The sequence below is a fragment of the Streptomyces bauhiniae genome, assembly GCF_004784475.1.
GTDB classification, from domain to species: domain Bacteria; phylum Actinomycetota; class Actinomycetes; order Streptomycetales; family Streptomycetaceae; genus Streptomyces; species Streptomyces seoulensis.
Genome location: NZ_SRRT01000008.1, coordinates 303,574 through 325,862 on the forward strand (window position 1 = coordinate 303,574; position 22,289 = coordinate 325,862).

25 protein-coding genes and 1 tRNA gene are annotated in these 22,289 nt (G+C 72.6%); 15 read left to right on the forward strand and 11 right to left on the reverse strand.

The genetic code is table 11. The annotated features are described in order from the left end of the window. Position 1: 1 nt before the first annotated feature. Both E5083_RS26540 and E5083_RS26545 read right to left on the reverse strand, forming a co-directional pair. Positions 2 to 790, reverse strand: coding sequence for a ferritin-like domain-containing protein (locus tag E5083_RS26540; RefSeq protein WP_135788196.1), 789 nt, complete (start codon positions 788 to 790; stop codon positions 2 to 4). 209 nt (positions 791 to 999) lie between these two features. Further along, positions 1,000 to 2,055: an LLM class F420-dependent oxidoreductase gene (locus tag E5083_RS26545; protein ID WP_135788197.1), complete on the reverse strand. Its 1,056-nt coding sequence runs from the start codon at positions 2,053 to 2,055 to the stop codon at positions 1,000 to 1,002. 161 nt (positions 2,056 to 2,216) lie between these two features. Here E5083_RS26545 and E5083_RS26550 point away from each other — a divergent pair, with 161 nt between their 5' ends. Together E5083_RS26550 and E5083_RS26555 are read left to right on the forward strand one after the other, a co-directional pair. Beyond that, positions 2,217 to 3,200 (forward strand): aldo/keto reductase, encoded by a 984-nt coding sequence (locus tag E5083_RS26550; RefSeq protein ID WP_135788198.1) that lies wholly within the window; start codon positions 2,217 to 2,219, stop codon positions 3,198 to 3,200. Then, on the forward strand, positions 3,197 to 5,425 hold the full coding sequence (locus tag E5083_RS26555; RefSeq protein WP_425276753.1) for a helix-hairpin-helix domain-containing protein: 2,229 nt from the start codon (positions 3,197 to 3,199) through the stop codon (positions 5,423 to 5,425). Before E5083_RS26550 ends, E5083_RS26555 begins: the two co-directional genes overlap by 4 nt. 57 nt (positions 5,426 to 5,482) lie before the next feature. Here the strand turns inward: E5083_RS26555 and E5083_RS26560 are convergent, their stop codons facing one another. Then, entirely contained in the window at positions 5,483 to 6,178 is a 696-nt protein-coding gene (locus E5083_RS26560) for a hypothetical protein (protein WP_130339587.1), read from the reverse strand. Between the two features lie 47 nt (positions 6,179 to 6,225). On the opposite strand from E5083_RS26560, the gene E5083_RS26565 reads away from it, so the two are divergent. Then, positions 6,226 to 6,414 carry a DUF5703 family protein gene (locus E5083_RS26565; RefSeq protein WP_031179999.1) on the forward strand — a complete coding sequence of 63 codons (189 nt, stop codon included), beginning with the start codon at positions 6,226 to 6,228 and terminating at the stop codon, positions 6,412 to 6,414. Between the two features lie 77 nt (positions 6,415 to 6,491). On the opposite strand, the gene E5083_RS26570 is transcribed toward E5083_RS26565, so the two are convergent. From E5083_RS26570 to E5083_RS26580, 3 genes are all read right to left on the reverse strand, one after another. Beyond that, positions 6,492 to 7,331, reverse strand: a complete 840-nt coding sequence (locus tag E5083_RS26570) for a chaplin (protein WP_135788199.1) — start codon at positions 7,329 to 7,331, stop codon at positions 6,492 to 6,494. A 121-nt stretch (positions 7,332 to 7,452) separates the two neighbouring features. Then, the gene (gene chpH, locus E5083_RS26575; protein ID WP_135788200.1) at positions 7,453 to 7,686 is read right to left on the reverse strand and encodes a chaplin ChpH; all 234 of its coding nucleotides are present in this window, start codon (positions 7,684 to 7,686) and stop codon (positions 7,453 to 7,455) included. A 147-nt stretch (positions 7,687 to 7,833) separates the two neighbouring features. Continuing rightward, a complete protein-coding gene (locus tag E5083_RS26580; RefSeq protein WP_135788201.1) occupies positions 7,834 to 9,159 on the reverse strand; it encodes a M20/M25/M40 family metallo-hydrolase in 1,326 nt (441 codons plus the stop codon). Positions 9,160 to 9,347: 188 nt separating this feature from the next. Here E5083_RS26580 and E5083_RS26585 point away from each other — a divergent pair. Both E5083_RS26585 and E5083_RS26590 read left to right on the forward strand, forming a co-directional pair. Continuing rightward, positions 9,348 to 9,435, forward strand: a tRNA-Leu gene (locus E5083_RS26585). A 74-nt stretch (positions 9,436 to 9,509) separates the two neighbouring features. Next, positions 9,510 to 9,923 (forward strand): YchJ family protein, encoded by a 414-nt coding sequence (locus E5083_RS26590; RefSeq protein ID WP_135788202.1) that lies wholly within the window; start codon positions 9,510 to 9,512, stop codon positions 9,921 to 9,923. A 17-nt stretch (positions 9,924 to 9,940) separates the two neighbouring features. Here the strand turns inward: E5083_RS26590 and E5083_RS26595 are convergent, their stop codons facing one another. Continuing rightward, positions 9,941 to 10,642, reverse strand: a complete 702-nt coding sequence (locus tag E5083_RS26595) for a FadR/GntR family transcriptional regulator (RefSeq protein ID WP_135788203.1) — start codon at positions 10,640 to 10,642, stop codon at positions 9,941 to 9,943. A 141-nt stretch (positions 10,643 to 10,783) separates the two neighbouring features. On the opposite strand from E5083_RS26595, the gene E5083_RS26600 reads away from it, so the two are divergent. The 3 genes from E5083_RS26600 (at position 10,784) to E5083_RS26610 (ending at position 13,576) form a co-directional block, all read left to right on the forward strand. Next, on the forward strand, positions 10,784 to 11,296 hold the full coding sequence (locus E5083_RS26600; protein ID WP_135788204.1) for a gluconokinase: 513 nt from the start codon (positions 10,784 to 10,786) through the stop codon (positions 11,294 to 11,296). Between the two features lie 104 nt (positions 11,297 to 11,400). Then, positions 11,401 to 12,798 (forward strand): GntP family permease, encoded by a 1,398-nt coding sequence (locus tag E5083_RS26605; protein WP_135788205.1) that lies wholly within the window; start codon positions 11,401 to 11,403, stop codon positions 12,796 to 12,798. Positions 12,799 to 12,811: 13 nt separating this feature from the next. Further along, on the forward strand, positions 12,812 to 13,576 hold the full coding sequence (locus E5083_RS26610; protein ID WP_135788206.1) for an SDR family oxidoreductase: 765 nt from the start codon (positions 12,812 to 12,814) through the stop codon (positions 13,574 to 13,576). 10 nt (positions 13,577 to 13,586) lie between these two features. Here the strand turns inward: E5083_RS26610 and E5083_RS26615 are convergent, their stop codons facing one another. The 3 genes from E5083_RS26615 to E5083_RS26625 are packed head-to-tail and all read right to left on the reverse strand — an operon-like array spanning position 13,587 to position 15,954. Next, positions 13,587 to 14,213, reverse strand: a complete 627-nt coding sequence (locus E5083_RS26615) for a cytochrome b/b6 domain-containing protein (protein WP_135788207.1) — start codon at positions 14,211 to 14,213, stop codon at positions 13,587 to 13,589. Continuing rightward, complete coding sequence (locus tag E5083_RS26620) at positions 14,197 to 14,931, reverse strand: molybdopterin-dependent oxidoreductase (protein ID WP_135788208.1); 735 nt, start codon at positions 14,929 to 14,931, stop codon at positions 14,197 to 14,199. Before E5083_RS26620 ends, E5083_RS26615 begins: the two co-directional genes overlap by 17 nt. A 48-nt stretch (positions 14,932 to 14,979) precedes the next feature. Further along, complete coding sequence (locus E5083_RS26625; RefSeq protein ID WP_425276756.1) at positions 14,980 to 15,954, reverse strand: hypothetical protein; 975 nt, start codon at positions 15,952 to 15,954, stop codon at positions 14,980 to 14,982. Positions 15,955 to 16,279: 325 nt separating this feature from the next. On the opposite strand from E5083_RS26625, the gene E5083_RS26630 reads away from it, so the two are divergent. From E5083_RS26630 to E5083_RS26645, 4 genes are read left to right on the forward strand one after another with little or no spacing between them, the layout of a single operon-like run. Further along, a complete protein-coding gene (locus tag E5083_RS26630) occupies positions 16,280 to 17,191 on the forward strand; it encodes a DMT family transporter (RefSeq protein WP_208754160.1) in 912 nt (303 codons plus the stop codon). Between the two features lie 33 nt (positions 17,192 to 17,224). After that, positions 17,225 to 17,740: an NUDIX hydrolase gene (locus E5083_RS26635; RefSeq protein WP_135788211.1), complete on the forward strand. Its 516-nt coding sequence runs from the start codon at positions 17,225 to 17,227 to the stop codon at positions 17,738 to 17,740. Between the two features lie 21 nt (positions 17,741 to 17,761). Then, positions 17,762 to 18,154: a YidH family protein gene (locus tag E5083_RS26640; RefSeq protein WP_031179986.1), complete on the forward strand. Its 393-nt coding sequence runs from the start codon at positions 17,762 to 17,764 to the stop codon at positions 18,152 to 18,154. Continuing rightward, positions 18,142 to 18,465 (forward strand): DUF202 domain-containing protein, encoded by a 324-nt coding sequence (locus E5083_RS26645; protein WP_425276754.1) that lies wholly within the window; start codon positions 18,142 to 18,144, stop codon positions 18,463 to 18,465. The genes E5083_RS26640 and E5083_RS26645 overlap by 13 nt, the downstream gene beginning before the upstream one ends. Here E5083_RS26645 and E5083_RS26650 read toward each other — a convergent pair. After that, entirely contained in the window at positions 18,462 to 19,400 is a 939-nt protein-coding gene (locus E5083_RS26650; RefSeq protein WP_135788213.1) for an NADP-dependent oxidoreductase, read from the reverse strand. The two genes, E5083_RS26645 and E5083_RS26650, sit on opposite strands and share 4 nt — an antisense overlap. 132 nt (positions 19,401 to 19,532) lie before the next feature. Between E5083_RS26650 and E5083_RS26655 the strand changes: the two genes are divergently transcribed. The 3 genes from E5083_RS26655 to E5083_RS26665 all read left to right on the forward strand — a co-directional run bounded on the left by E5083_RS26655 (position 19,533) and on the right by E5083_RS26665 (position 22,254). Beyond that, positions 19,533 to 19,832, forward strand: a complete 300-nt coding sequence (locus E5083_RS26655) for a hypothetical protein (RefSeq protein ID WP_030812582.1) — start codon at positions 19,533 to 19,535, stop codon at positions 19,830 to 19,832. 142 nt (positions 19,833 to 19,974) lie between these two features. Then, positions 19,975 to 20,997, forward strand: coding sequence for a phosphotransferase family protein (locus tag E5083_RS26660; protein WP_135788214.1), 1,023 nt, complete (start codon positions 19,975 to 19,977; stop codon positions 20,995 to 20,997). A gap of 6 nt (positions 20,998 to 21,003) precedes the next feature. After that, complete coding sequence (locus E5083_RS26665; RefSeq protein ID WP_135788215.1) at positions 21,004 to 22,254, forward strand: acyl-CoA dehydrogenase family protein; 1,251 nt, start codon at positions 21,004 to 21,006, stop codon at positions 22,252 to 22,254. Positions 22,255 to 22,289 lie beyond the last annotated feature (35 nt).

A 22,289-nucleotide genomic window follows, 5' to 3' on the forward strand; every position in this document is an offset into this window, starting at 1 on the left:
CTCACACGAGTTCGGTCGCCCTGGGGGCGGGTCCGCCGAGGGCGTCGCGCCGCTCGGGCATCTCCAGGGTGACCATGCGGCGCCAGCCGACGGCCCGCTCCCACGCGTACAGGGCGTGGATGCCGGCCGCGAGGAGCGCGTTCCGCGCGGCGGACCAGCCCAGTACCCGGCCCATGTGGGCCATGACGGCGAGGCTGACGTCCCGGTAGATCCGGATCTCCGCGAGCGCGCTCTCGCGCAGGATGCGCTGGATGGTCCGGCCGTGGCCCCGGTACGCCAGGCGCAGGAGTTCCTCGTGGCAGTAGGCGAGGTGGTTGTCCTCGTCGTGGGAGATCATGCGCACCGCGCGGCCGAGGTCGGGGTGGTCGCCGAAGTGCCTGAGGAGCAGCCGCATCTGCTCGGAGGCCCGCTGCTCGGTGACCCGGCTGTGCGCGAGGTAGGTGACGATGTCCCGCTCGGTCAGCGGCCGGTCGGCCTTGAGCTTGTCGTGGGCGAGGCCGATGCCGCGCCGTTCGAGGAGCATCGTGTAGTCGGTGTCGGGCGGGACTTCGACGGGCTTCAGGCCGCGCTTGCGCAGCAGGGCCTCGAAGATGCGGCCGTGCTTGTCCTCGTCGGCGCCGTGCCGGGCGATCCGGGGCGCCAGGCCGCGCGCGCTCTCGGGGACCAGGGCGGCGATCCTGCCGTTCTCCCAGCCGCCCTGGGACTCGCCGCTGGCGGCGATGGAGCAGAAGAGCCGGAAGGCCGCGTCGTCGTCGAGGATCTCCTGGAACAGGCTCTTGGCCGAAAGCATCGCGGGCCCCTCTCTGCACACGATTCCGCAGAGAAGTAGTCAAATGCGGGTCAAGGGGGCGCGCAACAGGAGGCCGTCCGCGCTGGGCCGAAGGAGGGACGCGTGGGGGCGTAACCCCGTCCGGTCCGGCGCGTTGTTCCCCGTGACGGCCGTGGCGGGGAAGACCCCCGAGCCCCCACCACGGCCGCGAACCTCTCCCCCGGTCCCCGTCAGGCGAGGCCGGCGCGCTCCAGGGCCTCGGCACCGCCGCGCAGGGCCGCGAGCCGCTCCTCCAGGGTGAAGCCGGCCGGGGCGAGCGTGAGGGTGGTGACGCCGGCCGCCGCGTAGGCCGCCATCCGGTCGGCGATGCGGTCCACCGAGCCGAGCAGCGTGGTCTTGTCGATGAGGTCGTGCGGGATGGCGGCCGCGGCGCCGTCCTTGTCACCGGCCAGGTATTTGTCCTGGATCTCGGCGGCCTCCTTCTCGTACCCCATGCGCTGGGCGAGCCGGTTGTAGAAGTTCTGCTTGCGGCTGCCCATGCCGCCCACGTAGAGCGCGGTGTAGGGGCGGAAGGTGTCGGCGAGCCGGGCCACGTCCGCGTCCTCACCGAGCGCGAGCGGCACGGTGGGACAGATGTCGAAGCCGTCCAGGGTCTTGCCCGCCTTCTCCCGGCCCGCGCGCAGATAGGAGACGGCGGTGTCCTCCAGGTGCTCGGCGGAGGGGAAGATCAGCAGGGCGCCGTCGGCGATCTCGCCGGTCTGCTCCAGGTTCTTCGGGCCGATGGCGGCGATGTAGAGCGGGATGTGCTCGCGCTGCGGGTGCACGGTCAGCTTGAGCGGCTTGCCGGGGCCGCCGGGCAGCGGCAGCGTCCAGTGCTCGCCCTCGTACGACAGGCGGTCGCGGGTCATCGCCTTGCGGACGATGTCCACGTACTCGCGGGTGCGGGCGAGCGGCTTGTCGAACTTGACGCCGTACCAGCCCTCGGAGACCTGGGGGCCGGAGACGCCGAGGCCGAGGCGGAAGCGGCCGCCGGACAGGGAGTCCAGGGTGGCCGCGGTCATCGCCGTCATGGCGGGCTGGCGGGCCGGGATCTGGAAGATCGCCGAGCCCACGTCGATCCGCTCCGTCTGCGCGGCGACCCAGGTGAGCACCGTGGCGGCGTCGGAGCCGTACGCCTCTGCCGCCCAGCAGACGCTGTAGCCGAGCCGGTCGGCCTCCTGCGCCACGGCGAGGTTGTCCCCGTCCATCCCGGCGCCCCAGTAGCCGAGGTTGATCCCGAGCTGCATGCCGATCCCCTTACTCGCAAGTAACGTATCTGCGGCCGACCTTAGCGATCCTTTCCCGCGCGGCCCACCCCGGCCGGGGTGTTTCCCGTGGTGCCAGGGGCTCGGGTCCCGTTGTCCACAGGCAACCCACGGCAGCAGCTCTGGCCAGTAATCTCGCGCTCATGGAGCAGAGGCATCTCGGCCGTACCGGCCTGCGCGTGTCCCGGATCGGGCTCGGCACCCTCACCTGGGGCCGGGACACCGAGGAGCACGACGCCGCGGACATGCTGAAGGCGTTCTGGGAAGCGGGCGGCACCCTGGTCGACACCGCGGATGTGTACGGCGACGGGGCTGCCGAGTATCTGCTCGGGCGGCTGACGGACTCCCTGGTGCCCCGCGAGGACCTGGTGATCTCCACCAAGGCGGGCAGCGTGCCCGACCCCGACCGCCCGGCCGACGGCTCCCGGGGGCATCTGCTCGCCGCGCTCGACGCCTCGCTGGAGCGGCTGGGCACCGACCATGTCGACCTGTGGCACATCCACTGCCACGACCCCGCCACGCCGCTGGAGGAGACGCTCCAGGCGCTCGACCTCGCGGTCAGCAGCGGGCGCGCGCGGTACGCGGGGGTGTCCAACTTCTGTGGCTGGCAGCTCGCCAAGGCCGCCACCTGGCAGCTTGCCGCGCCGGGTGTCCGTACCCGGCTGGCCGGGACCCAGCTCGAGTACTCCCTGCTCCAGCGGGGCGCCGAGCGCGAGGTGCTGCCCGCTGCGCTCGACCTCGGCGTCGGTCTGCTGCCCTCTTCCCCGCTGGGCCGGGGGGTGCTGACGGGGAAGTACCGGGGCGGGGTGCCGTCCGACTCGCGCGGCGCCTCCGAGCACATGGCGCCCTTCGTCGAGCCGTATCTCGACGACACCGCGAGCCGGATCGTGGACGCGGTCACCACGGCCGCCGACGGGCTCGCCGTCACGCCGCTCCAGGTCGCCCTCGCGTGGGTCCGGGACCGGCCCGGCGTCACCGCCCCGGTCGTCGGCGCGCGCAACGCACGGCAGCTCGCGGCGGCGTTGTCGGTGGAGGCGCTTAGTCTTCCTGACGAGATCTGCCGGGCGCTGGACGACGTGTCGGCCCCGGTGCACCGCTACCCCGATCACGACTGGAGCACCCTGTGACCACGGAGCACACGCCCACCGGCGACCCGGAGGAGGCCACCTCCGGCGGACCGACGGAAGCCGGGCCGGGGGTTGCCGAGGGCAGCGGGTCTGAGGTGTCCGTGGGCGGCGAAGAGCCCCACGACCAGACGGCCGAGGCGGCTGCCGCCGGCCGGGACGATGCCGGGGCGCCGGCCGCCGAAGGGGCGGGGCCCGGAGCCGACGGCGGGGCATCGGGCGCTGCTGGAGGCGCGGGCGCTCCCTCTGAGGCTGAGGCTGAGTTGGCTGCTCAGCGGGTGGAGCGGGAGCGGATTGCTCGGCGGAAGGCGGAGCGGCAGGGGCCGGTGGAGAGTGGGGGGAAGCTGAGCGGCAAGGCGGCTGATCTGCTGGCCGCCGTGCGGGCTGTGGAGAGTGGGGAGAAGGCGGGCGCGCCCGTCTTTGTGGAACCCGCCCCGGCGCCTCGGCGGCCCGCGCCGGAGCCGGTGCGGCGGCCGGAGCCGGCCCCGATGGTGGCCGCGCCGGATGCCGAGTCCGTGGGGGCCGTGCGGGCCGTACTGGGTGAGGGTGGGGCGCCGGAGGCGTTGGCGGCGCAGGTGGCTGCCGCGCTCGGGGACGGGGCCGAGGACACGCTGCGTGCCGATCCCTGGCAGTTGTTGCGGGTCGCGGGGGTGCGGCCGGAGCAGGCGGACGGGTTCGCGCGGGCCCTGCTGGGCGCGGAGTGCCGTCCGGACGACGAGCGGCGCGGGCGCGCGCTGACGGTGTGGCTGCTGGAGCAGGCCGCCGTCGCCGGGCACACCGCGCTGGACCTCCCTGCCCTCACCGAGGCCCTCGGCAAGCGGGCGGTGCCGGACCCGGACGAGGCCGTACAGAGCGCGCTCGCGGAGGGCGACGCCCTGGTCTTCCAGGACGCCCTGGAGGAACCCGGAGCCCAGCCGACGGCCGGCGAGAACGAGCAGGAGGTTCCGGTCCGGGTCCTCGCCGGTCTGGAGCGGTACGCCCTCGCCGAGGAGAGCCTCGCGGACGCGCTGGCCCGGCTGGTCAACTCGGTGCCCAAGGAGACCGAGGAGCCCTGGGAGGCGGCCGTGGCCGCGCTGACCAGGGGCGCGGCGGACCTCGCCCGCCAGGTCGCCGGGCACGGCCTGGTGCTGCACACCGGCGGCGAGGCGGCCCGTACCGAACCCGCCGCGCTGCTCGGTGCCGCCCGCGCGGCGGGCCTGCGCGCGTTCGCGGTCTGCCACACCCCCGACGGCGCCCGCCGCTTCGCCGCGCACCTGGGCGAGGAGCCCGGCGGCGCCGTGGGCACGGTCGCGGGCCTGCTGTCCGGCGCCTCGGGCCCCGGCCGGGACGCGGAAGGCGCGCTGGACCTGGACCTGCTGATCGTGCTGGACGCGCCCCAGTTGGACGTGGAGGCCGCCGCGATGCTGGCCGAGTCCCTGCCCGACGGCGCACGCCTCGTGCTCAGCGGTGACCCGGCGGTGCTGTGGTCGGCCGGTCCGGGCCGGGTCTTCGCGGACCTGCTCGCCGTCCCCGCCTGCCCCCAGGTCGCCTCCCGCGTCCCCGACCCCGGCCCGCTCGGCGAACTGGTCTCCGGCATCGGCGTGGGCGAGCTGGTCCAGGTCGAGGCGCCCGGCAAGGAGATCGTGATCGTCCCGGTCCGGGACGCGGGCGAGGCGGTGCACCGCACGGTGCAGTTGGTCGCGGACTCGGTGCCGCGCGCCTTCGGGGTCCCGCCCGAGGAGACGGTGGTGATCACGCCGGGCCACGGCGGCGCCGCCGGTACCCGCGCACTCAACACGGTCCTGAAGGAGCGCTTGAACCCCGGCCCCGGCCGCTTCGGCGGCTTCGACCCCGGCGACCGGATCGTCCACTCCCCCGCGCCGGGCCGTACGGTGCCGGGCCGCGTGGTCCGCGCGGACGCGGAGGGGCTGCACCTGGAGTGCGCGGGCGCGCCCGTGGTCGTCCCCAGGGAGCTGGTGGAGAGCCGGGTCAGGCACGGCTGGGCGCTCACCGCGCACCAGGCGGTCGGCGGCCGCTGGCCCGCCGCCGTGGTGGTGCTCCCCGGTGACGCGGCGGACGTGCTGACCAGGCCGTGGGTGTACACCGCGTTCGGCCGGGCGGAACGGCACCTGTCCGTCGTCCACGGCGTGGAGCAGGCGCTGCCGAAGGCGGTCGCGGAGAGCGTGGCCAAGCCGCGTACGACCCGGCTGCGCACGCTGCTGCGGGTGCAGCTCCCTCCGGCGGGCTGAGCCCGGACACGGCGATGCCCGTACCGGATCGGGTCCGGTACGGGCACCGCCGTGCGTTCACCGGTCGCGGTCGAGCGGCTCCAGATCGTCGTCGGCCAGCTCGTCCAGGAGCGTGCCCGGCACGTCGGCGTCGTCGTCGCTGTCGTCCCGGTCGAAGACCGCGCTGACGTCGAAGCGGCAGATCACCTGCTGCGGGTCGGCCTCCTCGAACGGGGCCTCCAGCCATTCGCCCGGCTCGGCCGCCTCCTCCGCCGCGGTCACCCAGAGCGTGGAGTCACCCTCCGCGAGACCGAACTCACGGTGCCGGGACGCGATCTCGTCCGGCTCGAACTCGCCGAACAGGATGCCCAGCGCGCCGGGGACCGTGTTCGCGGTGTCGTCCTCGGTGAGGGCGTCCTCGAACTCGGCGGCCTCCACCCGCTGGGCCTGCGCCAGCAGCCGCTGCGGCTCGGCCACCGTGTAGTCGCGGCGGATCAGGACGCTGACCGCGTGGGGCTCCTCCGGGCCCGTGTACGGCGGCAGCGAGTCGTCGGCTCCGGGGATCTCGAAGGGGGTGACTTCGTCGTAGCGGTCGTAGAGCAGCTCGTCGTACACCTCGCCGGCCGCCGCAAGCTGATTGAACGCCTCGTGGACGGCCGGGTCGTCGTCACCCGTCCTGCGTTCGACGGCCGCCAGGTGGCGGTCGAGCGCGGTCTTGACCGCCTCGGCGGCGGCGCGTACCTCGGCAGCGGTGGGCTGCGCAGCATCAGACATAGTGCAGACGCTATCCGTACCGGGCACCAGCCCGCACAATAGATGCGATGCCGGAATACGAATTCATCGACGTGTACGTCCCCCGCGGGGTCTCCCGCAACGAGGCGACGCGTCTCCTCACGGACCATGCCGAGTACGGACACTGGGAGTTGGACCGACTGAGCCTCATGCGCGACGGCAGCCGCAGGGTGCGGTTGCGCCGGCGGATCATCCGCCAGGTGCGGGCCACGTGGTGAGTGGGAGAACCTGACCGGAGCGGGCCCCGCCGTGTTCACGGCAGGGGCCCGCTCCGTCTTACGGGTGGTGCGTCGGGTCAGGCCGCGTTGCGCGCCTTGCGGTACAGGACCGCGCCCGCAAGGACCGCGCCCGCGCCGGCCGACAGCGCGAGGCCGAGGGGCAGGTCGTCACCAGTGTGCGCGAGCGTGCCGCCTGCGGCGTGGCTCGCGGCGCCCTGGTAGCCGACCTGGGAGGCACCCTGCGGGGTGTGACCACGGCCGGTGGAGGGGGTCGCGGGGGTGCTGGGCGTGCCGGGAGTGCTCGGGGAGCCGGGGTTGGTCGGGGTGCCGGGGTTGCTCGGCTGCCCGGGGTTGCCCGGCGTGCCGGGGTTGGTCGGCTGCCCGGGGTTGCCCGGCGTGCCGGGATTCCCAGGCTGACCAGGCGTCCCCGGATTCCCGGGCTGACCCGGATGCCCAGGCGTCCCCGGCGTCCCCGGTGGATTGTGCTGGTCGCGGCCGTGGTCGCCGTTTCCGCACCGATTGCCCCCCGCCGGATTCCCCACGCCCACCACATCGACGCTGTTGCCGCACAGGTTGACCGGCACGTCCACCGGCACCTGCACGGTGTTCCCGGAGCCCACTCCCGGTGAGTCGGTGGTGTGGGCGCCCGCGTGCGCGCCCCCTGACGCACCGCGCGCCCCGTTGTCGCAGGCGTTGCCGGCGGCCGGGTTGAGCAGGCCCACCACGTCGACGGTGTTGCCGCAGGCGTTCACCGGTACATGGACCGGGACCTGCACGGTGTTGCCGGACAGTACGCCGGGCGAGCGGGCGGCGGAGCCGGCCGCGCCCGCGTCGGCGTGTGCGTATCCACTGGCCGCCGCGATCACTCCGGTCGCGGCCGCCATCGTCATCAGGCCCTTACGGGTGCCCTGTCGCATGTTCTGATCCCCCCTGGGATGTCCCTGCTTCGACTGCGTGCGGAACCGGTCGGCCCCGGAGCGCGGGGATCGCGCGTCCGGGGCCGACGGTTCGCTGAAGACGCCTTGTGAACGGCTGACGTCAGTCGTTGACGCAGGTGTTGCCGAAGGCGGGGTTCAGGAGCCCGATCACGTCGACCGTGTTGCCGCAGACGTTCACCGGAACGTGCACCGGCACCTGGACGACGTTGCCGGACAGGACGCCCGGCGAACCCACGGCGGCACCGCTGGCACCGGCGTCGGCGGCGGCCATGCCCGCACCCGCGAGAACGAGTCCACCGGTGGCGACCGCAGCAGCGACGACCTTCTTGATCATTATTCCTCCTAGTTGGAAACGCGGCCCCAAGGTGCGGGGTCACATCACGAGTAACGAGGAGGGAGTAATCGGGCTACGAGCTTATCGTCGCATTCACTCTTCTCAGTTGATCTCGTACGTCTGCCCGATTACCCGTGAGCGGGCGGGTCAGGAGGCGTCGATGAACCGGTCGAGCACCCGCACGCCGAACTGGAGCCCGTCCACCGGAACCCGCTCGTCCACGCCGTGGAACATCCCGGCGAAGTCCAGCTCCGGCGGCAGCTTGAGCGGCGCGAAGCCGAAGCCGCGGATGCCGAGGTCGTCGAACGACTTGGCGTCCGTACCGCCGGAGAGCATGTACGGCACCGCACGCGCGATCGGGTCCTCGGCCAGCAGTGCGGACTGCATGGCCTCCACGAGGGCACCGTCGAAGCTGGTTTCGACAGCCTTGTCCGCATGGACGTCCGAGCGGCGCACGTTCGGGCCCAGCAGCCGGTCGAGGTCGGTGAGGAACTCCTCCTCGTGGCCCGGCAGGAAGCGGCCGTCGATGTGCGCGGTGGCCTCGCCGGGGATGACGTTGACCTTGTAACCGGCGTTCAACTGCGTGGGGTTGGCGGTGTTGCTGAGGGTGGCGCCGATCAGCTTGGCGATGCCGCCGAGCCGGGCGAGGGTCGACTCCATGTCCTCGGGGTCGAGTTCGGTGCCGAGCGCGTCGCCGAGTTCGTCCAGGAAGGCGCGGGTGGTCTTGGTGACCCGGACCGGGAACTTGTGGCGGCCGACGCGGGCGACCGCCTCGGACAGCTCGGTGATGGCGTTGTCGCGGTGGATCATCGAGCCGTGCCCGGCGGTGCCGGCCACGGTCAGCTTCATCCAGTGCATGCCCTTCTCGGCCGTCTGGATCAGATAGAGCCGCCGCTGCTCGTTCACCGTGAAGGAGAACCCGCCGACCTCGCTGATCGCCTCGGTGACGCCCTCGAACAGCTCGGGGTGGTTGTCGACCAGGTACCGGGCGCCGTAGGTGCCCCCCGCCTCTTCGTCGGCGAGGAACGCGACGACGATGTCGCGCGGGGGCTTGCGCCCGCTGCGCAGCCGGTCGCGGATCACCGCGAGGGTCATCGCGTCCATGTCCTTCATGTCGACCGCCCCGCGCCCCCACACGCACCCGTCGGCGACCTCGCCGGCGAAGGGGTCGTGCGTCCAGTCGTCCGCGTTGGCCGGTACGACGTCCAGGTGGCCGTGGATCAGCAGGGCCGGCCGGGACGGGTCCTCGCCCTCGATGCGGGCGACGGTGGACGCGCGCCCCGGATGCGACTCGAAGATCTTCGGCTCCAGGCCGACCTCGGCGAGCTTGCCGGCGACGTACTCGGCGGCGGCGCGCTCGCCGGGTCCTGAGTGGTCGCCGTAGTTGCTGGTGTCGAACCGGATCAGCTCGCGGCAGAGGTCCACGACCTCGTCCTCACCGGTGACGCCCTTGGCCGTGTCCGTCTCGCTCACGCTGCTTCCTCCCGCTGTCACTGCTGGTGGGTCACCCCCATCCTCCCCCTGCCCGGCCCGTTCGCGTCCACCCCGCCACAGGGCGTTCACACAGCGGGGACCGGGGCCGGGGGGTGATCGGACACCCTCGAAAGCCTGGTAATGTTTCCTTCGTCGCCGCGGGGAACACCCCGCACGACAGACACCTTGTCCGGGTGGCGGAATGGCAGACGCGCTAGCTTGAGGTGCTAGTGCCCTTTATCGGGCGTGGGGGTTCAAGTCCCCCCTCGGACACCACTGAAGGACCCCTGTCGATCAGGGGTCCTTCTGCTTTTCCGGACTCTGGGGCGCCGTCCGGCACAATGGCGCGCATGGCTCGTCGCACCTCTCGTACGCCCTCCCGTAACACCGCTCCCGCTGCCTGCCCCTGTGGGCTGCCGGGGAACTACGCCGACTGCTGTGGGCGGTTCCATTCCGGGGGCGTTGCCGCGCCGAGTGCGGAGGCGCTGATGCGGTCGCGGTACAGCGCGTTCGTCGTGGGGGACGTGGAGTATCTGGTGCGGACCTGGCATCCGGGGACGCGGCCCGAGCGGCTCGACCTCGATCCCGGGATGCGGTGGACGGGGCTGGAGATCCTGGAGACCGAGGGCGGGTCCGCCTTCCACTCGGCCGGGACCGTGACGTTCCGGGCGTCGTACCGGGGTGGTGCGCTGCATGAGCGGAGCCGGTTCGAGCGGGTGGACGGGGCGTGGGTGTACGTCGACGGGGAGTTCCTCGAGGGCTGAGACCTGAAGACTGAGACCTACGGCACCAGGATGTCCAGCTCCTGGAGCGCGCCCACCGTGATCTCCCGGGTCAGTTCCTCCGCGCGGACGCTGTCGCCGGCGCGGACGGCCTCGGCGACACGGACGTGCAGGGTGACGGCCGGCGGGTGGGGGTCGGCGAACATCACGTCGTGATGGGTGCGGCCTGCGAGGACCTCGGCGACGACGTCCCCGAGCCGGGCGAACATCTCGTTGCCGGACGCCGTGAGGATGATCCGGTGGAAGGCGATGTCGTGGATCAGGTACTGGTCCAGCTTGTGGCCGCGTGAGTTGGCGACCATCCCGAGGGCGCACTCGGTGAGTTCGGCGCACTGCTCGGCGGTGGCGTTGCGGGCGGTGAGGCCCGCCGCGATGGGCTCGATCGCGGAGCGCAGCACGGTCAGCGAGCGCAGTTGGTGCGGGCGGTCGGCGCCGGCCAGGCGCCAGCGGATGACCTGCGGATCGTAGACGTTCCACTCGTGCTTGGGGCGGACCGTGACGCCGACGCGGCGGCGGGAGGCGACCAGGTGCATGGACTCCAGCACGCGGACCGCCTCGCGCATGACGGAGCGGGAGACGTCGAACTGCTGGGCGAGTTCGTCGGTGCGCAGGACGCTGCCCGGCGGGTACTCGCCCGCCGTGATCGCGGGGCCGAGGGTGTCCAGTACGCGGCCGTGCAGCCCCCGGCCCGGTGTGCTCATGCGCTCAGCGTACGGCCTGGATCACAGCCATAAAAAGTCAGACTTATATGTCACAGCCACTTGAATTTGTCGTACCTAATGGGTTTCAGTACATCGACGCCGGAGTACGGCGTCGATGTCGAAGAAGACAGCGAGGCAGTCATGCGCACCCCCCAGGTCGTCGTCGTGATGGGCGTCGCCGGGACGGGCAAGACCACGATCGGTCCTTTGCTCGCCGCCCGGCTGGGCGTCCCGTACGCCGAGGGCGACGACTTCCACCCGCAGGCCAACATCGACAAGATGTCCGCGGGTACCCCCCTGGCAGACGCCGACCGGTGGCCGTGGCTCGATGCCATCGGGCGCTGGGCGCACGGCCGGGCGGGGCTCGGCGGGGTGGTCAGCAGCTCGGCGCTGAAGCGGTCGTACCGCGACCGGCTGCGGGCCGAGGCTCCCGGTGTGGTGTTCGTGCACCTGACCGGCAGCCGTGAGCTGATCGAGAGCCGGATGTCGCAGCGGCAGGGCCACTTCATGCCGACCGCGCTGCTGGACTCGCAGTTCGCCACGCTCCAGCCGCTCCAGGCGGACGAGGCGGGTGTCGCCGTCGACGTCAGCGGGTCCCCCGAGGAGATCACCGAGCGGGCGGCCGAGGCTCTGGCCGCGTTCGCCGCCGCGTAGCCCCCCTCCGCAGTACCAGTACCGCAGCACCGCAGTACCCCCTTTTCACCCCTTTTCTTCACCCCCTCATGTCCCCCGAATCCCCGTAACCGCAAGGGAATCCCGTGACCAGACTCAGCGTCGAGATGCTGGCAGCGGACACCGTCCAGCCGATCACCTCGGCCGGCCACGCCCAACTGGGCATAGCCGTCCTGGCGGGCATCGCCGTCATCGTTTTTCTCATCACCAAGTTCAAGCTCCACGCCTTCCTGGCCCTGACCATCGGTTCGCTGGTGCTCGGGGCGGTGGCCGGTGCCCCGCTCGACAAGGCGATCGTGAGCTTCACGACCGGCCTGGGCAGCACGGTCGCCGGTGTCGGTGTGCTGATCGCGCTCGGCGCGATCCTCGGCAAGCTGCTCGCCGACTCCGGCGGCGCCGACCAGATCGTCGACACGATCCTCGCCAAGGCGGGCGGCCGTGCGATGCCGTGGGCCATGGTGCTCATCGCGTCCGTGATCGGTCTGCCGCTGTTCTTCGAGGTCGGCATCGTGCTGCTGATCCCGGTCGTCCTGATGGTCGCCCGGCGCGGCAACTACTCGCTGATGCGCATCGGCATCCCGGCGCTGGCCGGTCTGTCCGTGATGCACGGCCTGATCCCGCCGCACCCCGGCCCGCTGGTCGCCATCGACGCGGTCAAGGCCAACCTGGGTGTCACGCTGGCGCTCGGCATCGTGGTCGCCATCCCGACCGTGATCATCGCCGGTCCGCTGTTCTCCAAGGTCGCCGCCCGCTGGGTGGACGTCCAGGCGCCGGACCGGATGATCCCGGAGCGCGCCTCGGAGAGCCTGGAGCGCCGTCCGGGCTTCGGCGCCACGCTGGCCACCGTGCTGCTGCCGGTGGTGCTGATGCTGGCGAAGGCCCTGGTGGACATCGTCATCGACGACCCGGCCGACATGACCCAGCGGGTCTTCGACGTGGTCGGCTCGCCGCTGGTCGCGCTGCTCGCCGCGGTGATCGTCGCCTTCTTCACGCTGGGCCGCCCCGCGGGCTTCACCAAGGGCCGCCTCCAGCAGACCGTCGAGAAGGGCCTGATGCCGATCGCCGGCATCCTGCTGATCGTCGGCGCGGGCGGTGGCTTCAAGCAGACGCTGATCGACTGCGGTGTGGGCCAGATGATCCTGGACATCTCCAAGGACTGGTCGATCCCGGCGCTGCTGCTGGCCTGGCTGATCGCGGTGGCGATCCGCCTCGCGACCGGCTCCGCCACGGTGGCCACGGTCTCCGCGGCCGGTCTGGTCGCGCCCCTCGCGGCCGACATGTCGACCACGCACACGGCCCTGCTGGTGCTGGCCATCGGCGCCGGTTCGCTCTTCTTCAGCCATGTCAACGACGCCGGCTTCTGGCTGGTGAAGGAGTACTTCGGCCTGAGCGTCGGCCAGACGGTGAAGACCTGGTCGGTGATGGAGACCATCATCTCGGTGGTCGCCGGCGGCCTGGTCCTGCTGCTGTCACTGGTGATCTAGGAGCGGTACGGCGATGACGGCTCACCCTCTCTTCGACATCAGCGGCCGTACGGCCCTGGTCACCGGTTCCAGCCGGGGCATCGGACTCGCCCTGGCCCGTGGTCTCGCCGAGGCGGGCTGCACCGTGGTCCTCAACGGACGGGACGGTGACCGCCTCGCGCGGGCGGCGGCGGAACTGCCCGGCGGCCTGGTGCACACGGCGGTGTTCGACGTGACCGACGGCCCCTCGGTGGCCGCCGGGATCGCCGGGGTCGAGGAGCGGGTGGGCCCGCTGGACATCCTGGTCAACAACGCGGGGATGCAACTGCGGGCGCCACTGCTGGAGTTCACCGACTCCGACTGGCACCGCATCCTCGACACCAATCTCACCAGCGCGTTCCTCACCGGCCGCGAGGCCGCCCGGCGGATGACCGAGCGCGGGCACGGCAAGATCGTGAACGTGTGCTCGCTGCAGAGCGAGGTGGTCCGCCCCGGCATCGCGCCGTACGCGGCGACCAAGGGCGCGCTGAAGATGCTCACCAAGGGCATGTGCGCGGACTGGGGTCCGCGGGGCGTGCAGGTCAACGGGCTGGGGCCCGGTTACATCGAGACCGAGCTGACCCGGCCGCTGGTCGAGGACGCCGAGTTCAGCGCGTGGGTGCGGGGGCGGACCCCGGCCGGGCGCTGGGGGCGTACCGAGGACCTGGTCGGCGGGCTGCTGTTCCTGGTCTCCCCCGCCGCCGACTTCGTCACCGGCCAGGTGCTGTACGTCGACGGCGGCATGACGAGCGTGCTCTGAGAGCGCGTACTTACGGGCGCCAGAGCGGGTGTTCCCGCTCCGCCCACTCCCGGCTCACGGTGCCGGTGCGCAGTCCCCGCCGGGCCTCCGGGTCGCCGAGGGCCTTGCCGATGTGTCCCGCGAGGACCACGCCGACGGTCAGGGCCAGCCAGTCGTGGACGAAGGTGGCCGAGGTGCGCCACAGCAGCGGGGTGAGGTGGGTGAACCACATCATCAGACCGGTGCCGAGCATCACCAGGACGGCCCCGGCGATCCAGGCCGTGTAGACCTTCTGCCCCGCGTTGAACTTGCCCGCGGGGCGTTCCGCGTACCGCCGGTCCCGGCGCAGGGCGGCGCGCAGCCAGCGCCGGTCGTGCGGGCCGAACCGGTTGAGCGCGCCCAGGTCGGCGCGGAACGCCCGCGAGACCAGGCCCAGCAGCACCGGCACGGGCAGCGCGAGCCCGGCCCATTCGTGGACGCGTACGACGAGTGCGCGGCGGCCGACCAGCACGGCGAGCTGGGGCACGTAGAGGCAGGCGGCCGTGATCACGCAGACGGCCATGAGGGCGGCGCCGGTGCGGTGGACCCAGCGTTCGGCGGGGGTGAAGCGGTGGACGCGGGCGCTGGTGGGCGCCGGGGTGTCAGCTCGTAGGGTCATCGGTCCGTCCGTTCGAGCGGCCGACCCAGGCGTCGACGTCGTAGCCGAGTCTCTCCCAGTAGCCGGGCTCGACATGGTCGCTGACGGTGATGCCGGAGAGCCATTTGGCGGACTTGTAGAAGTACATCGGGGCGACGTAGAGGCGGACGGGGCCGCCGTGGTCGTGGCCGATGTCCTTGCCCTGCATGCGCAGCGCCACCAGGACGTCGGGGCGGCGGGCCTGGTCGAGGGTGAGGCTCTCGGTGTAGGTGCCGTCGAAGCAGGTGAAGCGGATGGCGCGGGCGGTCGGGCGCACCCCGGCCGCGTCCAGCAGGGTGCTCAGCCGGACGCCCTCGAAGGGGGTGCCGGGCACGCGCCAGCCGGTGACGCACTGGACATCCCTGGTCAGCCGGGTGCGGGGCAGGGCGCGCAGGTCGGCCAGGGTGTAGGCGCGGGGGTGGTCCACCAGGCCGTCGACGGTGAGCTTGTAGTCGGCGGGGCCCTTGTGGGGGACGGAGGCGGCGACGGAGTAGTACCGGAAGCCGCCGCCGTTGGGGAGCAGGCCGCTCAGGCCGGTGGGGTCCTGGCCGGAGAGGGCGCCGAGGGCGCTCTCCGCGCCGCGTTGCAGCCAGGGCGCGGTGGCGACGCCGAGCGCGCCCAGGCCGAGGGTGCCGAGGAAGAGACGGCGGCCGATGGGCTTGCCGTGCGCGTCCGGATCTTCGGCGGGGTCGGGGGTCACGTCGTCATTCGAGCACGGGTGGGGGCCGTGGGGCCAGTGTCGCCGGGGTCAGCCATGGGCCAGGGCGTGGGTGCGGGCCTGGTGGAAGGCGGCCCAGGGGTCCTGGCCGGTGTAGGACCAGGGGGCGCGGGTGGCGTGCGGGCCGATGCGGTCGAAGAGGGCCGCGGCCTCGGCGGGGCGGCCCGCGGCGGACATGGCGAAGGCCAGGTGGTTGAGGTCGAGGTGGCGCCGGGGGTGTTCGTCGTGCTCCCACTCCAGCCACCAGTCGAACGCGGCGCGCAGCACCCGGCGGGCGCGGGGGCCGGTCCAGTGGGCGCAGGGGGCCGGGCCGGGGACGGCCGGGGCGAGACCGGCGGCGGCGAGGACGCGGTGCCGTTCGGCGTACGCGACGACCGGGAGGACGGCCAGCGGGGAGTCGGCGGGGGCCTCGGCGGCGGCGCGCTCGGCCGTGTCGTACGCCTCGTGGGACTCGGGGCCGCCGGGCGGGCGTTCGGCGAGGCCGGCGATGAGGAGGTGGTGTCCGTGGTGGTGCTCGGGGTGGCGGGCGCGCAGTTCCTTGAAGGCGGCGGTCAGTTCCGCCTCGGGGCCGAGGGTGCGGGCCAGCAGGAGCAGGCCGAGCCAGGGGGTGGGGTCGGCGGGCGCGAGTTCGGCGGCGGTGTGGCAGGAGGAGCGGGCGTGCTCGGGGTCCTCCTCGCCGCCGAGCGCGCGGTGGACCAGGGCGAGGGCGAGCAGGGTGGCCGCGTCGGCGGAGCCGGGTTCGGCGAGCAGCCACTGCCCGGCCCGGCTGTGGGCGCCGGGGTCGGCGGCGAGCACGGTGAGGCGGTGGCCCCGGCGGTCCCATTCGTCGCCGGTGTGCAGCAGCAGGGAGCGGGCGGACTGCCAGCGACCCTGGGCCAGGGCGGCGCGCGCGGCGAGGAGTTCGGCGTCGCCGAGGGCGGCGTCGAAGGTGCCGGAGTGCTCCGGGGCGAGGCCACCGGGCGGGTCCGAGGGGGCCCGGTCTGTGACGGGCGGGGGCGGGGTCAGGGGCACCGCGGGACTTCCTGTTTTTCGGGCTGCCATCGGCCGATCACTCACAGCAAACTCCCCGCCTAGGTTTGCGTCAAGCGGAATCGAAGTGTTGCTCCGTCCAACCACCGCGGCAGCAGAGGGACTTGGGGCACAGGTGCCCTGGTCGGCGCCGGTCAGTCCGGTCCGGGGACGCCGGGTGTGGCGTACGCCATGGCGCCGGGGGGCGGGGAGACGGAACATGACCGGGCGGTTCCCCCGAAACGTGTCCGGTTCCGGGCACTCTCCACAGTCCCGGCCTTGCGGGGCGCTACAGTCGGCCTACGCAATCGTGGCCCGGCCGATGATCGAGGTACGCAGCGTGTCCCTTCTGGTTCTCCTCCTCGCCGTGAGTGCGGCGGCGTGCCTGGGGTTCGGGTTCGTGCTTCAGCAGAACGTGGCGCGGGATGCGCCTCCGAGCGACTTCCTCTCGTTCCGGCTGCTGCTGGACCTGATGCGGGTGCCGCGCTGGCTGGGCGGTACCGCGCTGATGGTGGCCGGGATGGCGCTGGGCGCGGTGGCGCTCGGCAACGGTGAGATCTCGCTGGTGGAGCCGCTGCTCGCCACCAATCTGCTGTTCGCGCTCGCCCTGTCCCGCCGCCAGACCGGTCAGCCGGTGGGCCGGCAGGGCTGGGCGGGGCTGGTGCTGCTGGCGGGCGGGGTGAGCACGTTCATCCTGGCGGGCCGGCCGCGCGGCGGCACCGCCGTAACCGACCCGGTGCGGCACTGGCTGATCCTCGGCGTGATGGTGGGGGTGGCGCTGGCGCTGGCCGGCTGGGCGAAACGCTCGCGGACCACCTGGAGCCCGGTGCTGCTGGCGACGGCCGCCGGGCTCCTGTACGGGGTCCAGGACGCGCTGACCCGGGTGAGCAGCATCCGCTTCCGCGAGGGCGGCTTCACGGAACTCTTCACCGGCGGCCATCCGTACGCGGTGCTGGCGCTCGGGGTGACCGGGCTGCTGCTGGTGCAGAGCGCGTTCGAGACGGCGCCCTTGCGCATGTCGCTGCCCGCGCTGACCGCTGCCCAGCCGCTCGCGGGCATCCTGTGCGGGGTCGGCTTCCTCGGCGACCGGCTGCACACCGACACCGGGGCGCTGGCCTGGGAGGCGGCCGGGCTCGCGGCGATCGTCGGGGGCATCGTGCTGCTGGGGATGCACCCGGCGATGCCGTGCGGCACGGCCGAGGAGCGGCCGGTACGGGATCTGCAGCGGAACTGAGCCGTCGGCGGGCGGGGCTGCTTGGATGGCGGGATGAACCCCGCCGACGAGATCCTCGACATCGTGGACGAGCACGACCGTGTCGTCACCCAGGCCCCGCGCGGCGAGGCGTACGCCAGGGGGCTGCGCCACCGCTGCGTCTTCATCCAGGTCCGCGACGCCGAGGGCCGCCTCTTCGTGCACCGGCGCACCGCCGGCAAGCTGGTCTTCCCCGCGCTGTACGACCTGTTCGTGGGCGGGGTGGTCGGCGCGGGCGAGTCCTACGACGAGGCGGCGCTGCGCGAGGCGGAGGAGGAGCTGGGGGTGAGCGGGCTGCCCGAGCCTACGTATCTCTTCAAGTTCCTTTATGAGGACGAGGCGGGGCACGGCTGGTGGTCGGCGGTGTACGAGGTCCGCTGCGACCTGCCGGTGCGGCCGCAGGTGGAGGAGGTGCAGTGGCACGCCTTCCTCAGCGACGAGGAGGTCGCCGCCCGGCTCGGCGAGTGGGAGTGGGTGCCGGACGGGCTGGCCGCGCACGAGCGGCTGAGGGCGTTCCGGGCCGGCGGGTGACGCGCCGGTAGGGTCCGGCGTGTGAGCGAATTCGTACGCAACGTCCGCCTCTGGCTCGAACCCGGGCGGGTGCGGGAGCAGGGCACCACCCCGGACTACCGGTTCTCGCTGGCCAACGAGCGGACCTTCCTGGCCTGGCTGCGGACCGCGCTGGCGCTGATCGGCGGCGGTTTCGCGGTGGACCAGTTCCTGCCGCATCTGCGCTGGGCGTGGCGGGTGGGGCTGGCGCTGGCGCTGCTGGGCGCGGGGGTGCTGTGCGCGCTGCGGGCGGTGCACCACTGGGTGCGCTGCGAGCAGGCGATGCGGCGGGGCGAGGACCTGCCGGTGTCCCGGTTCCCGGCGGTGCTGAGCCTGCTGGTGGCGGTGGTGGCCGTGGCGATGGTCGTGGTGGTGCTGGCCGGATGGGCGGGATGACCGCTCCGGCCCGCGACGCGGGGCTCCAGCCGCAGCGCACCCGGCTGGCGTGGCGGCGTACGACCCTGTCGGGCACGGTGACCGCCGTACTGGCCATACGGGCCTCGGTCCGGGCGGCCAGCCCGCTGACCGGGGCGGTACTGGTCCTGCTCTGCTGTGTGTGCTGGCTGGCCTTCCTCGCCCTGGCCCACCTGCGCATCCGCACCCTGGCCGCGAGCCCGGTACCGCCCACGCTCACCCCGCGCCTGGCATGGGCGGCGACGGGGTGCGCGGTGGCGCTGGCGGTGTGCGCGGCGGTGCTGGTGAGCTAGCTGTCGGCCCCGGAAACGGTGACGACGATCTTGCCCCGGGTGCGGCCCTCCTGGCTGAGGCGCTGGGCGTCGGCGGTCTGTTCCAGCGGGAACGTCTTGTCGACGTGGACGGAGACGGCGCCCTGGTCGGCCAGTTGGGCGAGCTTGGCGAGGTCCTCGGCGTCGGGGCGGACGAACCAGTAGCGGCCGCCGTACTCGGTGACGTCCGGGTCGGCGATGGAGGCGAGGCGGCCGCCGGGGGCGAGGAGCTGGGCGGAGACTTTGAGGGTCTCGCCGCCGACGGTGTCGAAGACCGCGTCCACGCCCTCGGGCGCGATGCCGCGTACGCGTTCGGCCAGACCCTCGCCGTAAGCGACGGGTTCACCGCCGAGGCTGCGCACATAGGCGTGGTTGCGTTCGCTCGCGGTGCCGATGACGCGGGCGCCGAGGTGGGCGGCGATCTGTACGCCGAGGGAGCCGACCCCGCCGGCGGCCGCGTGGATGAGGACGGTGTCGCCGCGCTTGACCTTGAGGATCTGGACGAGGACCTGGTACGCGGTCAGGCCCGCCAGCGGCAGCCCGGCGGCCTCCTCGAAGGAGAGCGCGGCGGGCTTGCGGGCGATGGTGCGCACGGGGGCGGCGATGTACTCGGCGAAGGTGCCGAGCGAGAGCAGGTCCTCGCGGACGTACCCGATCACCTCGTCCCCCTCCTCGTACTCGACGACGGAGGCGCCGGGGCGGACCACGACGCCGCTGACGTCCCAGCCGGTGACGACGGGGAAGACGGTGTTGAGGAGCGGTTCGAGATATCCCTCGCGGCACTTCCAGTCGACCGGGTTGACCGCGGCCGCGCGCACCCGGACCAGCACCTGGTCGGGGCCCACCTTGGGCTCGGGGACCTCGCCGTACTCCAGGACCTCGGGGCCGCCGTAGCGGCGGTAGCTGATGGCCTTCATGATCTGGACCCTCCAGGGTGTTCATCCGCCGCGCAACCCCTGTGTCCCGATATGGGCGGTTCGCGGCGTTCGCACGTAGCCTGTCCGTCGTCACCCGCCCCTACCCCTCCGAGTCCCCCGGAAGTGAGCACCATGACCGAGTCCCACCAGGAACACAGCGCGCACGGCGGCCACAGCCACGGGCCGGGCTGCGGACACTCCGCGGTGCCGCACCACGACCACGTCGACTACGCGCACGACGGCCATCTGCACCGCGAGCACTCCGGCCACTGGGACGAGTGCGAGACCACCGGGCACACCACCCACCCGCACCACGAGCACCTCCACCACGAGGAGTGCGGGCACGCGCGCGTGGTCCACGGCGACCACGTCGACTATCTGCACGACGGCCACCGGCACGCCGAGCACGAGGGCCACTGGGACGACCACTGAGCCCGTAACCCCGCCGGACACACGCCGAGCGGCGTGTGTCCGGTCACGTCGGCGCACGCTTTACGGTGCACCCACTGGACGGCATACCGACCGGTCGGCATCATGTGACGCGTTCCTGTTCACCCGTTCGTAGGAGTGATGTATGAGCGCCGACCACCCGCCCGGACTCGATCTCGACCGGCTGCGCGCGCTGCTCGACCGTGAGCGGCCCGGCCTGGTGACCGGTCCGCTGACCGGCAGGCTGATCGAGGGCGGACGGTCGAACCTCACCTACGCCGTCACCGACGGCACCTCCCGCTGGGTCGTCCGGCGCCCGCCGCTGGGCCATGTCCTGGCCACCGCGCACGACATGCGCCGCGAGCACCGCGTGATCAGCGCCCTGCACCCCACCCGCGTACCGGTCCCCCGGCCGGTGCTGCTGTGCGAGGACGAGGAGGTGCTGGGCGCCCCGTTCTACGTGATGGAGTTCGTCGAGGGCACCCCGTACCGCACCGCGGACCAGCTCGCGCCGCTCGGCGCTGAGCGCACCCGGAACGCGGTGCTGTCGCTGGTGGACACCCTCGTCGAGCTGCACGCGGTGGACCCCGCCGAGGTGGGCCTCGCCGACTTCGGCCGCCCCGAGGGCTTCCTGGACCGTCAGCTCCGCCGCTGGGGCAAGCAGCTCGACGCCTCCCGCAACCGTGAACTGGTGGGCGTGGACGAGCTGCACGCGGCCCTCGGCCGCTCGCTGCCCACCTCCCCGGCGCCGGCCGTGGTGCACGGCGACTACCGCCTGGACAACGTGCTGATCGGCGAGGGCGACCGGATCGAGGCCATCCTCGACTGGGAGATGTCGACCCTGGGTGACCCGCTCACCGACCTCGGCCTGCTGGTGATGTACAGCCGGCCGCTCGGGATGGCCCACTCCCCCGTCTCCACCACCGCCGAGGCCCCCGGCCACCCGACGCCCGCCGAGCTGATCGAGCGGTACGCGGAGCGCTCCGGGCGCGATGTCTCGGACGTCAACTGGTACACCGCGTTCGCCTGGTTCAAGCTCGCCGTGATCCTGGAGGGCATCCACTACCGGTACACCCTCGGCCAGACGGTGGGCGGCGGCTTCGACCGCATCGGGGACCTGGTGCCCGTCTTCATCGACCACGGACTGACCACGCTTCAGGAAGGCTGAGAGCAGATGGACTTCGCGTTCGACGCGCGCACCGAGGAACTCCGCACCCGTCTCCTCGCCTTCATGGACGAGTACGTGTACCCGGCCGAGCAGACCGCCGAGGAGCAGCGGGCGCTGCTGGACTCCCCCTGGGACACCCCGGCGGTGGTGGACGAGCTGAAGGCCGAGGCGCAACGGCAGGGCCTGTGGAACCTCTTCCTGCCCGACGCCGAGTACGGTGCCGGGCTGACCAACCTCCAGTACGCGCCGCTGGCCGAGATCACCGGCCGGTCCCCGCAGTTGGCGCCGACCGCGCTGAACTGCGCGGCGCCGGACACCGGGAACATGGAGGTGCTGGCGCAGTTCGGCACCGACGAGCAGAAGAAGCAGTGGCTGGAGCCGCTGCTGGCCGGGGAGATCCGGTCGGCGTTCGCCATGACCGAGCCGGAGGTGGCCTCCTCGGACGCCACCAACATCACCACGCACATCGAGCGGGACGAGGGGGGCACCTCCCGCTCGAGCGGAGCCGAGAGTGGGGGAGAGTACGTCATCACCGGGCGCAAGTGGTACATCTCCGGGGCGATGAACCCGGACTGCAAGATCTTCATCGTGATGGGCAAGACCGACCCGGACGGCGCGGACCCGCGCCGCCAGCAGTCGATGGTGCTGGTCCCCCGTGACACGCCCGGTGTGACCGTGAAGCGGGCCATGCAGGTCTTCGGGTACGAGGACCACTCGCACGGCGGGCACGCGGAGGTCGTCTTCGACCACGCGCGCGTGCCGGTGACCAACCTGGTGGGCGAGGAGGGCGGCGGTTTCGCCATCGCGCAGGCCCGGCTCGGTCCGGGGCGCATCCACCACTGCATGCGGCTGATCGGCATGGCCGAGCGGGCGATCGAGCTGATGTGCCGGCGAGCGGTGTCGCGTACCGCGTTCGGCAAGCCGCTGGCGCAGCAGGGGGTGGTGCAGAACTGGATCGCGGACGCGCGGGTGACGGTGGAGCAGCTCCGGCTGCTGGTGCTGAAGACGGCCTGGCTGATGGACACCGTCGGCAACCGGGGCGCGCACACCGAGATCCAGGCCATCAAGATCGCCACTCCGCGTGCGGTGGTGGAGATCCTGGACCGGGCGATCCAGCTTCACGGCGCGGGCGGGGTGAGCCAGGACTTCCCGCTGGCCGACCTGTACGCGGGTGCCCGCACGCTGATGCTGGCGGACGGCCCGGACGAGGTGCACCAGCGCTCGCTGGCCCGGCGTGAGCTGAAGAAGTACCTGTAGCCGGAACGCTGTCGTAAGGGGCGCCTGCCATTGCG